Annotated in this window: 14 protein-coding genes; 10 read left to right on the top strand and 4 right to left on the bottom strand. The window is 62.8% G+C overall.

Going from position 1 to position 12,533, the window contains the following annotated elements; all coding sequences use genetic code 11:
• Position 1 precedes the first annotated feature (1 nt).
• Both H7688_RS07930 and H7688_RS07925 read right to left on the bottom strand, forming a co-directional pair.
• On the bottom strand, positions 2 to 373 hold the full coding sequence (locus tag H7688_RS07930) for an iron chaperone (protein ID WP_183360535.1): 372 nt from the start codon (positions 371 to 373) through the stop codon (positions 2 to 4).
• 67 nt (positions 374 to 440) lie between these two features.
• Complete coding sequence (locus tag H7688_RS07925; protein ID WP_183360534.1) at positions 441 to 767, bottom strand: putative signal transducing protein; 327 nt, start codon at positions 765 to 767, stop codon at positions 441 to 443.
• Positions 768 to 1,238: 471 nt separating this feature from the next.
• On the opposite strand from H7688_RS07925, the gene H7688_RS07920 reads away from it, so the two are divergent.
• The 6 genes from H7688_RS07920 (at position 1,239) to H7688_RS07895 (ending at position 6,493) form a co-directional block, all read left to right on the top strand.
• On the top strand, positions 1,239 to 3,254 hold the full coding sequence (locus H7688_RS07920; RefSeq protein ID WP_183360533.1) for a PAS domain-containing hybrid sensor histidine kinase/response regulator: 2,016 nt from the start codon (positions 1,239 to 1,241) through the stop codon (positions 3,252 to 3,254).
• Between the two features lie 210 nt (positions 3,255 to 3,464).
• Positions 3,465 to 4,247 carry a sulfite exporter TauE/SafE family protein gene (locus H7688_RS07915; protein ID WP_308470304.1) on the top strand — a complete coding sequence of 261 codons (783 nt, stop codon included), beginning with the start codon at positions 3,465 to 3,467 and terminating at the stop codon, positions 4,245 to 4,247.
• 141 nt (positions 4,248 to 4,388) lie between these two features.
• A complete protein-coding gene (locus H7688_RS07910; protein ID WP_183360531.1) occupies positions 4,389 to 4,850 on the top strand; it encodes a hypothetical protein in 462 nt (153 codons plus the stop codon).
• Between the two features lie 33 nt (positions 4,851 to 4,883).
• Complete coding sequence (locus tag H7688_RS07905) at positions 4,884 to 5,129, top strand: YMGG-like glycine zipper-containing protein (protein ID WP_183360530.1); 246 nt, start codon at positions 4,884 to 4,886, stop codon at positions 5,127 to 5,129.
• A 235-nt stretch (positions 5,130 to 5,364) separates the two neighbouring features.
• Complete coding sequence (locus H7688_RS07900; RefSeq protein ID WP_183360529.1) at positions 5,365 to 5,661, top strand: cupin domain-containing protein; 297 nt, start codon at positions 5,365 to 5,367, stop codon at positions 5,659 to 5,661.
• 424 nt (positions 5,662 to 6,085) lie between these two features.
• The gene (locus H7688_RS07895; RefSeq protein WP_183360528.1) at positions 6,086 to 6,493 is read left to right on the top strand and encodes a hemerythrin domain-containing protein; all 408 of its coding nucleotides are present in this window, start codon (positions 6,086 to 6,088) and stop codon (positions 6,491 to 6,493) included.
• 353 nt (positions 6,494 to 6,846) lie between these two features.
• On the opposite strand, the gene H7688_RS07890 is transcribed toward H7688_RS07895, so the two are convergent.
• A complete protein-coding gene (locus H7688_RS07890; RefSeq protein WP_183360527.1) occupies positions 6,847 to 8,193 on the bottom strand; it encodes an MATE family efflux transporter in 1,347 nt (448 codons plus the stop codon).
• 298 nt (positions 8,194 to 8,491) lie between these two features.
• Between H7688_RS07890 and H7688_RS07885 the strand changes: the two genes are divergently transcribed.
• Entirely contained in the window at positions 8,492 to 9,793 is a 1,302-nt protein-coding gene (locus tag H7688_RS07885; protein ID WP_183360526.1) for an MFS transporter, read from the top strand.
• Between the two features lie 96 nt (positions 9,794 to 9,889).
• Here H7688_RS07885 and H7688_RS07880 read toward each other — a convergent pair whose 3' ends face one another.
• Positions 9,890 to 10,648, bottom strand: coding sequence for a 3',5'-cyclic-nucleotide phosphodiesterase (locus tag H7688_RS07880; RefSeq protein ID WP_183360525.1), 759 nt, complete (start codon positions 10,646 to 10,648; stop codon positions 9,890 to 9,892).
• Between the two features lie 284 nt (positions 10,649 to 10,932).
• On the opposite strand from H7688_RS07880, the gene H7688_RS07875 reads away from it, so the two are divergent.
• The 3 genes from H7688_RS07875 to H7688_RS07865 all read left to right on the top strand — a co-directional run bounded on the left by H7688_RS07875 (position 10,933) and on the right by H7688_RS07865 (position 12,522).
• Positions 10,933 to 11,478, top strand: a complete 546-nt coding sequence (locus H7688_RS07875; RefSeq protein ID WP_183360524.1) for a Crp/Fnr family transcriptional regulator — start codon at positions 10,933 to 10,935, stop codon at positions 11,476 to 11,478.
• Positions 11,479 to 11,699: 221 nt separating this feature from the next.
• Complete coding sequence (locus H7688_RS07870) at positions 11,700 to 11,993, top strand: hypothetical protein (RefSeq protein ID WP_183360523.1); 294 nt, start codon at positions 11,700 to 11,702, stop codon at positions 11,991 to 11,993.
• A gap of 19 nt (positions 11,994 to 12,012) precedes the next feature.
• Positions 12,013 to 12,522, top strand: a complete 510-nt coding sequence (locus H7688_RS07865) for a hypothetical protein (protein WP_183360522.1) — start codon at positions 12,013 to 12,015, stop codon at positions 12,520 to 12,522.
• Positions 12,523 to 12,533 lie beyond the last annotated feature (11 nt).

The raw sequence follows: 12,533 nt of genomic DNA, 5'->3' as shown, positions 1-12,533 counted from the left end.
TTCAGCGGCCGGCGGCCTCGCGGTTCGCCTGCAGCCGCCATGCGACGAGGCGCCGCAGCAGGTCATCCGGGATCGGCATGTCGGGAGTGAAGTGGATGGAGCCCGACGTGACGGTGCGTCCCCTCAATTCCTCGGGGAAGCGTTCTGCCGCGCCGCCGCTGAAGGGGTAGATCGCATAGTCGTTCCGGTTCGCCCTGAACCCGATAACGACCTTCCCCTCGACGCGGAAGGCGGGTATGCCGTAGCTTATGGTCTCTTCGGCACCCGGGACGAGGGTGCGGATCCGCTCCCGAAGGGCTTCGAGTACCGCTCGCTTTTCCGGCGGCATCCCGCGTAAGTAGGTGTCGATCGGGTTCTCGGGCCGTGTCGGCACGTCAGGTCACTCCCTTATGTCACCGTTCCTTGCGCCACCCTGGGTGCAGGTCTTCGGGATGGTGAAGCTATTTGCGCTGTTTCCTTTCCGGCATGAACCAGCCGAAGAACAGCGCCTCAATAACCATCCGGATTTTCTGGATCCCCGAGTACTGTCGAGCCGTTTCCTCGGTTGCGGCGGCACGCTCCACGACATCGGCAATGACCTGCCTGGTTTTCTCGAGGTCCTCGAGTGCCACCATGATGGTTTTCTTATTGAGTAAGTCTATCTGGGGACCCACGCGCATCGATCCGAAATGATCGTTGAAGACGCAGTACTGGATCCCTTCGGAGTCCAAAAGGCCCCGGATCAATGAAAGTTCCAGCTCATCCTTGGGAGAGTAAACCTTTATCATTCCTGTTTTCCCGTTCTTTGCCAAGACCTGGTTGAACTGCGGAGGAAACCCTGTCCTACCATTTTCCGCCTACAGCACTCCCTGCCTGAGACGTTCATAACCGTATCGGCGTTTTTGCGTGTGACTATATGTTAATATTTACAGAGTGTAAATTAAAAATCGCGAAGGGTGTGCTAGTGATTCACCTCCTGCAAAGCTTTGTGCCAAGGTAGCCGGCTCTTCATAAGGGGGAGGGGCTACGGACAGTGTCTCCCGGTTGGATCACGGGCTAAGGTCAGGGTGGTGTAGGTAAATTCCTTCAATAGATCCAGTATTTCCGGTCTTCTTGGAGAACCGGTTCGTTTCCCGTTGGTCATTTTTCGGTAATGTGCTAAAGCTTTGCCCAGTTCCGAACCCGCCCTGCCGCACGGGGGCGCTCAGGCTCCATCCGGCGTAGCTGCTCCGAGATCCCGATCACGAGGTTGCCCGTTCATGTCACCTGCTTCCAAACCCTCCCCAACCGCCGCGACTGCCCAGGCACGCCAGGTACAGAGCCAGAAGAACCTGGAGGAGAGCGAGGCGCGTTTCCGCACCGTCGTGGATTCCGTGCAGGTCGCCATTTTCATCAACCACCAAGGGAACATCGCGTACGCAAACCCGGCAGCGCTCACCCTCTTTGGCGCCGTGGATGCGGACCAGGTGCTGGGGCGCTCTCCCTTCGACTTCGTGCACCCCGACGGTCACGCGGTGATGCAGGAGCGGATCGAGCGTCTCTTGCGCGAGGGGAGCATCGAGCCCAACGAGAACCGGATCCGGCGGCTCAGCGGGGAGGTGCGCGAGGTGGAGGTGGCGGCCCTGCGCATCGAGGACCACGGCGAGCCGGCCATTATGGTCATGATGCACGACATAACCGAGCGCAAGAAAGGGGAAGCGGCGCTCAAAGAGAGCGAGGAGCTGTTCCGCACCTTGGCCGACGCGATCCCGCAGCTTTGCTGGATGGCCAACGGCGACGGCTGGATCTTCTGGTACAACAAGCGCTGGTACGAATACACCGGCACCACCCCCGAGCAGATGGCGGGGTGGGGGTGGCAGTCGGTGCACGATCCGCAGGCCCTCCCCGAGGTCATGACGCGCTGGCAGGAGTCCATCGCCAGCGGGGAGACCTTCGACATGGTCTTCCCGCTGCGCGGCGCCGACGGTGTCTTCCGCCCCTTCCTGACCCGCATCCTGCCGGTGCGCGACGCGCAGGGGAAGGTGACCCGCTGGTTCGGCAGCAACACGGACATCACCGAACAACGCGACCGGGAGGCGCAGCTGCACGAGGCGAAGCTGGCCGCCGAAGCTGCCACCCGGGCCAAGAGCCGGTTCCTGGCCAATATGAGCCACGAGCTGAGGACGCCGATGACCGGGGTTTTGGGGATGCTCGACCTGGTCCTTTTGGGGAAGCTGGAAGACGAGCAGCGCGAGCAGCTGGCGATGGCCCAGAATTCGGCCAAGTCCCTGCTGCGCATCCTGAACGACATCCTGGATCTCACCAAGATCGAGTCCGGCAAGCTCTCCATCGACCGGTACCCCTTCTCGGTGCGCGGTTGCCTGGAGCACACCCTCCACCTGCTGTTGCCGGTGGCGCGCAGCAAGGGGCTCGAACTGCGCCTGGAACTCGCGGACACACTGCCGGAGACGCTGCTCGGGGACCAGGTGCGCCTGAGCCAGGTGCTCACCAACCTGGCCGGCAATGCTCTCAAGTTCACCGAAAAGGGGAGCGTGGTCCTCGCGGCAAGCTGCGGCGCGCGGCTTCCCGACGGCCGCCAGGAGATTCTTTTCAGGGTAACGGACACCGGTATCGGCATTCCGGAGGGGAAGCGGGACCTGCTCTTCATGGAGTTCAGCCAGCTGGACGACTCGCATACCCGCCGCTACGGTGGCATGGGGCTCGGGCTTGCCATCAGCAAGGAGATCGTGGGCCGCATGGGGGGGAAGATCGGCTGCGAGAGCCGGGTAGGAGAGGGGAGTACCTTCTTCTGCAGCATACCCTTCGAGATTGCGGCTGCGGCGGCTGCGGCGGCCGACGGGGAGCCTGCCGGAGAGCCGGGTCCCCTCGACGCGCTGCCGGGCGGCCAGACAGTTAAGGCGCGGATCTTGGTGGTCGAGGACGACCCGATCATCTGCGCGATGCTGCAGAAGCTCCTGCGCATGTCGGGCTACCAGTCGGAGCTTGCCGGCAACGGGATACAGGCGCTCGGGCTGTGGCGGAAGGGGGGCTTCGATGTGATCCTCATGGACGTGCAGATGCCGGGGATGGACGGCTTCGAGGCGACCGCGGCGATCCGGCGGGAGGAGGCCGAGCAGGGGGGGCACATCCCGATCATCGCGATGACGGCACACACCCTTAAGGAGGACGAGCAGCGCTGCCTGGAGGCGGGGATGGACCGCTACCTCCCCAAGCCGATCAACTTCTTCCAGTGCCGCAGCATGATCGCCGAACTGCTCGAGGCAAAGGCCAAATAGCCATAACGAGGCACAAAAGACACAAAAGAGTCAAAATCCTTTTTACCGCAAAGACGCAAAGACGCTAAGAAACCTGACGGCTAGTACCCTGTCCGGCCTGCTGCGTCAACGGTCAGGGCCGAACCGGTTTGAAAGGTATTTTTTCTTTTGTGACTTTTGTGCCTTTTTGTGGCAGAAGGTTTCTTCGCGCCCTTTGCGTCTTTGCGGTGAATTAGATGTTCCGTTTTCAAAGAAGGCCTCCCTATCGACTCTCTTAACCACTTCTCCCTCATCTTTGCCGTCTCCTTTCTCGCCTCGCTGTTAAGCGCGATGAGCGGGGCGGGAGCGTCCATGCTCACCACGCCGGTCTGGCTCTCCTTCGGTTTCCCGCTGCCGGTCGCCATCGCCTCGAACCAGTTAAATGGCGCCGCCTGGACGCTCCTCGCCGCCCGCAACTACCTCAAGGGGCGCAGCGTCGACTGGAAACTCGTCGGCCTCATGGTCCTGTGCGGTCTGGCCGGCGCCTACGGCGGCACGCTCCTCGTGCGCGGCGCCGACCCCTCGGGCCTCAAGCGGGTGATCGGTCTCATCATCCTGGGTCTCGCGGTCCTCGTGGCGGTGAACCCCGCGCTCGGGCAAAAAGAGACCCCCCCGTCGCTTTCCCGCGGCTTAACGGCGCTCCTTGCCCTGCCGCTTGGGGTCTACGAGGCGTTCTTCGGCTCGGGCAACGGCCTTTTCACCTCGCTGGTGCTCACCAAGACCCGCGGCCTTCCCCTCATGAACGCCCTGGGGTGCTACTACGTCCTCGCCTTCTTCTGGAACAGCTTCGCCGTCTGCATCTACTCCGCGGCGGGCCTTGGCAACGCTTCGCTCATGATCCCCTCCACGCTGGGCTCGGTGCTGGGGGCCTACCTCGGCTCGCGCATCGGCCGGAAACAGGGGCACCGCATCGTGCGGCCGATGTTCATCCTCCTGGGCGGGGTGCTGGGCCTCAAGCTCGCCCTCGGCTGGTAAGAAAACTCCATCCTTTTTCCGCCCTTTCCCTGGATCAGGTCAGTTTCCGACTGACTCTGCGGCCGAAGTTTTCCTCTTTGCTGGCTCACTTTGTTATAATGACAGACTGAGGACCCAACACTCTATGAAGGAGGTGAGGGCATGAAGACAGGTATCAAAAATGTCGTCCGTCACTGCTTCGCACTGGCGCTTGTGGTGAGCTTGGTGGGCGCGGGTTCTGTCTTTGCTGCCGATCTGCCGATCCAGAATGATACGGGCAAGACACTTCAAGAAATGCCGGTTCTGACTGGAGCCCAATGGCAGGTGTTGCAGCCCGATGCCAAGGTAGCGTTCATCTGGGGCATCGGCCACGTCGTGACAATCGAGGAAAACGTGATTCAGAAACATCCCGAACTCAAGAGGGTGGGATTCACGGCTAAACTTGCCGAAGGCCTGAAGGGGGTGTCCATGGACACCATCATCCAGAGGGTGGACGGCTTCTACCGCGACCACCCCGAGGACGGCGATCTCCCGGTGCTGGGCGTCATCTGGGCCCAACTGGTGCGGCCGAACCTGAAAGCCGGCATTGCGGATCGCCCCTTTGCCAGCTCGACCGGTCCCTAGCGTTTCTGGCTCGGGCCGGGTAAGGAGGCCACTATGAACGTGCTGAGATATTTCGCAATCGTCCTGACGCTTTTGCTCACCTTGGGGTGCGTCGGGATGAATCGACAACAACAGGGAACCTTGAGCGGAGGCGCCATCGGTGCCGCCGGCGGGGCGTTCCTGGGAGCGGTGTCCGGCGGCAGCCCTGCCGTCGGCGCGGTAGTCGGCGGTGCCGCCGGCGCCTTGACCGGCTTCATCCTCACCGATCAGGGGGGACGGCGCTATTACCGCGGCAGGTAGCTGAGTTGCTGCCGTAAGAGAAAGGACCTGCCTCTTTGGGCAGGTCCTTTTGCCCCTTAGAAGCCTTGACCACAAAGGCGCACAGAGGAACACAGAGGAAACCTGAACCGGCGGGACGGTTCTGCCTAACACTGAGGTTTAGCAGGAAGTTGTCCTACGGGTACTCAAGTTCTCAGAGAAGGTGGCGATACCATGAGTACGTCGTTAACGAGCATGTGTGCAATGGAGGTGTTTTGTGGCAAAGCGGGAGATCATCAAGTCGAAGGACGTCTGTGTCAGGGTAATGGAACTCGAGGCCGGAGCATCCACGGAATGGCACCACCACAGCGAGGTGAACGACTTCTTCGTCTGCCTGAAGGGGGCGCTGCAGGTCGAGACGCGCGACCCGTACCACGTCGTGGTCCTGGAGCCGGGGGAGACCGCCCAGGTGAAGTCGCCGGTGGTGCACCGGGTCCTGAACCTGCACCAGGAGCCGGCAGAGTACCTGCTGACCCAGGGGGTGGGGATCTACGATTTCATCATCGCCAAGTGATCACGTCCCAGGTGAGGCGAAGCCCCCTCTGCTGAGGTTCATCAAGGAATTCGGGGGAGTACTCCCAGGCAGGTGGAGCTGCCATCGGTCGTGAGGTGGCGCCTTCCCCCTCACCCTGTCCCTCTCCCGCAAGGGGAGAGGGGACCTGGCTGGGCAGCTTCCCTGGAATTACTGGAACTTAAAAAGAGGCCCTCCGCCCAATCTTGGGGGAACGGCTCAGGAGACCCCGGCAGCGTAACGGCTACCGGGGTCTCGTTGTATCGACTTGCCGGGCACCGTCGACCCGGCAGACCTGCCGTTGACTGCCTAAGAAGAACGGCTTTCTTGACCTGCATCAAGGGGGGCTCCCGCGATCCGTCCTATAGTCTTAATCAGGCAGGACAACCACGACGGTTGAACATGAAAGCTTCGGGAGGGCAGGACGATGGCACGACTGATCGATGAACTGAAACGGGACCACGTTGAGATGGAAAAGATGCTGACCAGGGCGAAAGACCCGGGCATTTCGCATAAGGAGACGCACCAGATCCTCCTGGCGGCGCAGGCGAGCCTGCTGGCGCACCTGAAGAAGGAAGACAACCAACTCTATCCGGCGCTGAACCGCGCAGCGGAAAAGGACCCGACCCTGAAACGGACGGTGGACTTCTATGCCAAGGACATGGACCTCATCACGAAGGACGTGATCTCCTTCTTCAACAGGTACGCGGCGCACGACGCCCCGATCGACATCGAGTTCGCCAAGGCCTTCGGCAAGCTCTACTCGACGATCACCAAGAGGCAGAGAAACGAGGAGAACTCGCTGTACAAGGAGTTCGAGAAACTGCAGGGGTAAGCCGTAAAAGGACGGGCCAACAAAGGCACCGGCGCTATCGGGCGAAGCATGTGGCCCGTCAGCGACCGGTGCTTTTTTGTGGGTTTGCTGGGACTCGGAAGGACAACAAAGGCGAATCCCTCTTGTCCCACCATTTTCAGAGGTTCATCTGGGAATTTCGCGGAAGACTGCATCCCCCCCTCCCGTGACCTTCCCCCTCACCCTGTCCCTCTCCCGCAAGGGGAGAGGGGACCTCATTCGACCGCCTTTGGCCGGAGAGGAGTGCCTGCTGCTGCCCGCCTTGTGCGCCCTGAGTTTTCCCGGAAATCCCCAGGAGAACCTTTCCGAAGGGGGACCTAGAGGCGCGCTCCTGGCTACAGCGCTTCGCCTGCCTCGTGCAGCACCTTGATCTCTTTCCAGCGCTCGCCCTTGAAACGCAGAAACCACAAGAGCGCAGTCAGGAAGACGAAGCTGGTGCCCAAGGTCCACTCGGCGACGAGGCTCGGGCTGAAGCGGTCGATGAGCCCCAAAAGGACCAGGAAACCGAGACCGCAGACGAAGAAGCTCCGGGCGATCCAGTGGGTGTCCCCCGCCGAGGCGAGCACGCAGCCGATGGTGACGTTGGCGGCGTCGAAGAGACAGTAAAAGGCCACGAACTTGAGGAGCATGATCCCGGTTGCCACGACCTCGGCGCTCTCCGGGCCGTGCCCCACGAAGAACGACATGAGGGGGCCGGGACAGAGGACGAAGAGGAGCGACATGACGAGCATCCAGAGTTCGCAGACCGCAAGGGACTGCCAGGTGATGCCGGGCACCTCGTGGTCGTTCCCGGCGCCCCGGGCATGCCCCACCAGGATCCCGGCGGCCTGGCCGAGACCGAGCGCCGGGAAGAAGGCCATGCCGTTGATCCTGAAGGCGAGGCTCGAGGCGGCCAGGGGGACGGTCCCCAGCCTCCCGATCACCACGAGGAACAGGGTCCAGGCGGCAAGCTCGCCGCTGATGCGCAACCCCATCGGCATGGCGAGCTTCAGGAAGTTCTTCAGCTCGGCCCAGCGGAAACGGGCGGCAACCTGGTCGCCGAGGCCGCCGGACCGGGAAAACAACAGGACATAGAGAATGGCCGCGACCCCCTGGGCGATTACCGTGGCCAGCGCGGCGCCGGCGATCCCCAGGCGGGGCAGTCCCCAGACGCCCAGCACCAGCCCCCAGGCAAGCACGGCATTGATGATAAACGAGAAGAAGGTGACCGCGGTGACCAGGACCGGTCGCCCGATACCGGAAAGCCAGCCGGCGAGCGCCGACCCGAGCACCGGGAAGAGGGAGCCGGCAAGGCAGATCAGGAAGTAGCTGCACTCGTCGCGGGCCACCTGGGGCTCGTGCCCGGCCAGGAAAAAGAGCTGGGCGAGGGGCCAGGCGACCAGGAGGGCGAGCACTCCGGAGATGAGCGCGGTGTGGATGCCGAGCCAGGCGGAGCTGCGCACACCAGCCGCGTCGCCGCGGCCGTGGCTGTGGGCGACGAACGTGCCGGCGTAGCCCGCGGTGCCAAAGAGAAAGCCCTGGAAGAGGATGACGGCCAGGCCGGAAGGGCCGATGGCGGCCACCGCCTCGCGCGAGTAGCGCGCCAGGACGATGGCGTCGATGATCTGCATGAGGCTTATGGCCGAGGTGGAAAGGATCATGGGGCCTGCCAGTTTGAGCAGGCGCGGGATGTGGTTGGACATGGAACTCACTTCTTAACGGGACCAGGTGGTTGGGGGGCTTCCGTGGGGCTGTGGAAGCCAGGGTTAGCTTCTCATTGGTAGCACAGATCAGCCCCGCATGGTACTGGAAAACAGTGCGGCCGCAACCGGGCCTGTTCCCGGGCCGTGCACGTGGGTGACCGAAGAGACGGATAGAGGGAGAATTTTTAGGAATGATTGTTCCCCGGTCGGGGTATCATGGGTATGATGTGCAATGCTATGGGTGGCGCATTTGAAGGTGGGGGAGTGGTAATGCAAAAAACAAGTTCCGGTGATCGCCATGGCTGAGCCTCATGCGGAAAAGAGCTCGCGGTCCATCCTCTTGCGGGCGCTGCGTTTGCGCAACTACCGGCTCTTCATGGCGGGGCAGAGCGTGTCGCTGGTGGGGACCTGGATGCAGCAGGTCGCCATGAGCTGGCTCGTGTACCGGCTGACCGGCTCCGCCTTCCTCCTGGGGGTGGTCGGCTTCGCCAGCCAGATCCCGACCTTCGTCTTCTCGCCGGTCGCCGGTGTGCTCGCCGACCGCTGGAACCGGCGCACGCTCCTGATCATGACCCAGGCGCTCGCCATGCTGCAGGCGGTGGCGCTCGCCGCTGCGGTCTTCTCCGGGACCATCCAGGTCTGGCACCTCGTGGCCCTGAGCCTGGTACTCGGGGTGGTGAACGCCTTCGACGTGCCGATCCGGCAGTCCTTCGTGGTGGAGATCATCGAGGATAGGGAGGACCTCGGCAACGCCATCGCCCTCAACTCCTCGATGGTACAGGGGGCGCGGCTCATCGGGCCGTCGGTTGCGGGGCTTTTGGTCGCCTCGGCGGGAGAGGGGGTCTGCTTCGTACTGAACGCGGTCAGCTACCTCGCCGTCCTCCTGGCACTTGCCGCCATGAAACTGGGACCGAGCCCGCACCTGGGGAAGGAGCGGCGTCGGGTGGTGCAGGAACTGAAGGAGGGGCTGCGCTACGCCTTCGACTTCACCCCGATCCGCTCGATCCTCCTCCTGGTGTCGCTGATAAGCCTGACCGGGATGCCCTACACGGTGCTGGTGCCGGTCTTCGCCAAGGAGGTCCTGAAGGGGGGCGCCCACACCTTCGGGTTCCTGATGACGGCAGCAGGGCTGGGGGCGCTCATCGGTACCATGACCCTCGCCTCGAGAAAGAGCGTCCTCGGGCTGGGGCGCTCCATCGCGCTGGCCACCGTCACCATGGCGCTGGGGATTGCCGGCTTCGCCCTCTCCACGAACCTCACCGTCTCGCTCGCCGCACTGGTCGCTACCGGCTTCGGCGCGGTGCGCGTGGTGGCGGGGAGCAACACCATCCTGCAGACCATCATCGAGGAGGACAAGCGGGGGAGGGTGATGAGTTTCTTCACCATGGCCTTTCTCGGGATGGCCCCCTTCGGCAGCTTCGGAGCGGGTACCATGGCCGGGATCGTCGGCCCCAGCAAGACCCTGCTCGTCGGGGCCGCCTGCTGCCTCGCCGCAGGTCTCCTCTTCGCGCACCGGCTCCCCGCCCTGCGCGCCGTGGTGCGCCCCATCTACGTGAACATGGGGATCATCAAGGAGCAGGCCGAGCAGCCTCCCAGCTGATCCCCGGTTAAGCTCCTTTGCCTCACTGAGCGCCACTGAAAAATCGGGCGACGGGGGAGGATCCTTCACTATTTTTCCTCGCCGCGTTGTCTTTTACTAATCGTCAATTGTCAATTGATCTCCGTCTTTCAGGAGCTGGAGGCCGGGAATACCCAGGGCGTCGAGTTCTGCCTTGATCTGGTCGTGGTGGGAAGGCTTCAGGTGGGTTATGAGGATGCGCGGCGGCAACCGATCCAGCTTGGCAAGTTCGCCCGCGAGCAGACGCGGGGTGAGATGGCCGGTAAGAAGCGCGAGTTCCTCCTGGTCCGAGGGGAAGGAGACCTCCACGATGAGTGCCGAGAGCTCACCCGCCAGTTTCCAGACCGCTTCGGTCGGGCCGGTGTCCCCGGTGTAGAGCAGGGTGGCGCCGCCGCGGGAGACCCGGTAGGCAACGGCCGGTACACTGTGGTTTACCGGGCAGGCGACGATCGAGAAGGGGCCGGACTCGAAGGGGATCCCGGGCTCGATCTCGCGATAGCGCAACACTGCCGCCTCGGCGCTGGGGATCCGGGTGAAATCGGGCCAGATCATCCCATTGAGCAGATGGGCGGAGATGGAAGCCAGGATTTCCCGGGTACTGGTTACCACCACCTGCCCACCCGAGCCGATGAGGTTGTCGGCCAGGAGCGGGATACCGCAGATGTGATCGAGGTGGGTGTGGGTCACCAGGATTTCGCGAACCGCGCGCTGCTCCCCCTCGCCCAGAACGGCACTCACCGTCCCGGCATCGAGCAGCAGGGTGTTGTCGAGCAGAAAGGAGGTCAGGTGATGACCCGGTTGCTCGGCACCGGAACAGCCGAGGACCTGCAGTTTCATGGTAACTCCATCTGACCGGGCAACCTGCACCGGCCTCATTTAACCCCGCCCCTCTCTCTTCGGAACACTCTCCTAAAACTTGATCATAAAAGCCGGTTGTCATTTCCCCCCCCGCGCTCTGGCGTTCCCCGCGTAATCTCATGCTTTCCTACACTCTCTGGGGTCGTGATCTACCTCATAACGAGATAAAACTTAGAAAACTTTATTCAAGTGGTTCTGCCAGCTTACCGATAGGGACAGGTAGTGCAGTACGATGAAAGTTCTAAGAGCAGGAGGCTTGAGCGATGACCCAGAAACCGCAGCCTTTCACTGAGCGCTTTGAGCGGCTCCGTCTGAATAAGGAACAGAAAATTGCGTCTCTCAAAGAGAACAACTGGTCCGAGGTGCTTGGGGTGGTACCGGACGACCTCGCCATACTTGCCGACTACCTTACCCCCTACCAGGGCGTCAAAGGGACCATCATCTTCCGCAAGGACGATGACGAGTCTTTCATGTGCCTGATCCACGAGGGGGTGGTGCAGATCTTCACCGCCGAGCGTGAAATGGCGGGGGAACCGATCTCCACGCTTGGCAAGGGAAGCAGCATCGGCGAGATGGCGCTCATCGACGGGGCGCCCCGCTCCGCCTATGCCTATGCCGCGGAGGATACGACGCTATTCGTGATGACGCGCAGCAACTTCCACTCACTGCAGCAGGACTACCCGGTTTTATGGGGGAATCTCCTCTTGCAGCTTGCCCGTCAGATGTGCGCCCGGCTGCGCCAGACCAGCAACACCCTGGGACGCCACCTGCACCTCAAGTGGCGCCGCATCCTGCAGCAAAACGGGTGAGCCGGTATGCCGCGCTGGGGCCGAAGGGGGGCGACATGATCAAGATAATAGTGACTGCATTGGTTATGGCTTTGATAGGTTTGGCCTCCCCGCAGGTTGGCGCCACGATGACCAGTTCCAGTTATCTGATCCAGCGGGACGGAGTAACCGGTGGCGGCCTCTCTCCTGGCACCTCTCCGGGGTACACAGGCCAAGGGGCGCTCGTTGCGTTGCCCACCCCCGTGACTGCACTGTCGAGCCCAAGTTTCACCTCATCTCAGGCCTCACCAGCTCAGGCCGCGCTGGACGGGCGAAACGGGGTCATCGATCCTTCCAACACGAGCGGCGTCCCCCAACTGGGCGATGTCCTCATCGTGCTGAAGGCCGCGGTCGGTGATCTGGTACTCACACCAAGCCAGCGGTTCCACGCCGACGTGGCCCCCTTGAGAAACGGCCGGCCCGATCCCGACGGCAAGGTCGATCTCGGGGACGTGCTGCTCATCCTGCGCCGGGTCGTGCACCTGGTCTCCTGGTAAGGCCATGGGAGGAGCTTCGATGTACCGAAACCTTGCCTTATGCGCCGCGCTGCTCTGCTGCCTGATCCTGCCGGGGTGCGGCGGTGGCGGCTCCGCGGGATCCAACGCTGCGACCGCGAAGGCGGTCACCAAGGTGCAGACTGCGGGACTGCTTCCCGGCGGCGAGGTGCTGGGCGCCATCAGGATCACCCTGGGGCTCCCCTATGGCGTGACCGTGGCCCTTGACCCGGCGACCGGGCTGCCGGCGGCCAACGTGGTGCAACTGGTCGGGGCCGCGGACCCGACGCTGGTATTCCAGCAGGTGCACTACCTGGCTCCTACTCCCACGGCGCGCGGCAGCCTGAGCTTCGTGGTGGTGAACGCCCAGGGGTTCGGCGCACTGGAGTACCTCGCGGTGCAGCTCGACATCACCCCCGGCTACTTCCCGGCTGCCGGCGACTTTACGGTGAGCGACTTCGCCGTGGCCGGCATCAGCAACTACCAGGAGACCACCATCAGCAACCCGACGCTGAGCGTGGAGATCAAATGATCCCAGAGAAG

The sequence above is a fragment of the Geomonas limicola genome (assembly GCF_014193675.1).
Classification (GTDB): Bacteria; Desulfobacterota; Desulfuromonadia; order Geobacterales; family Geobacteraceae; genus Geomonas; species Geomonas limicola.
This window is presented reverse-complemented; position numbering and strand designations above follow the sequence as displayed.

What these genes read in the sequence shown, in the direction of transcription:
- H7688_RS07925 (WP_183360534.1), bottom strand. Translation starts at nt 767, where the DNA reads ATGATAAAGGTTTACTCTCCCAAGGATGAGCTGGAACTTTCATTGATC.
- H7688_RS07920 (WP_183360533.1), top strand. Translation starts at nt 1,239, where the DNA reads ATGTCACCTGCTTCCAAACCCTCCCCAACCGCCGCGACTGCCCAGGCA.
- H7688_RS07910 (WP_183360531.1), top strand. Translation starts at nt 4,389, where the DNA reads ATGAAGACAGGTATCAAAAATGTCGTCCGTCACTGCTTCGCACTGGCG.
- H7688_RS07905 (WP_183360530.1), top strand. Translation starts at nt 4,884, where the DNA reads ATGAACGTGCTGAGATATTTCGCAATCGTCCTGACGCTTTTGCTCACC.
- H7688_RS07895 (WP_183360528.1), top strand. Translation starts at nt 6,086, where the DNA reads ATGGCACGACTGATCGATGAACTGAAACGGGACCACGTTGAGATGGAA.
- H7688_RS07890 (WP_183360527.1), bottom strand. Translation starts at nt 8,193, where the DNA reads ATGTCCAACCACATCCCGCGCCTGCTCAAACTGGCAGGCCCCATGATC.
- H7688_RS07885 (WP_183360526.1), top strand. Translation starts at nt 8,492, where the DNA reads ATGGCTGAGCCTCATGCGGAAAAGAGCTCGCGGTCCATCCTCTTGCGG.
- H7688_RS07880 (WP_183360525.1), bottom strand. Translation starts at nt 10,648, where the DNA reads ATGAAACTGCAGGTCCTCGGCTGTTCCGGTGCCGAGCAACCGGGTCAT.
- H7688_RS07875 (WP_183360524.1), top strand. Translation starts at nt 10,933, where the DNA reads ATGACCCAGAAACCGCAGCCTTTCACTGAGCGCTTTGAGCGGCTCCGT.
- H7688_RS07865 (WP_183360522.1), top strand. Translation starts at nt 12,013, where the DNA reads ATGTACCGAAACCTTGCCTTATGCGCCGCGCTGCTCTGCTGCCTGATC.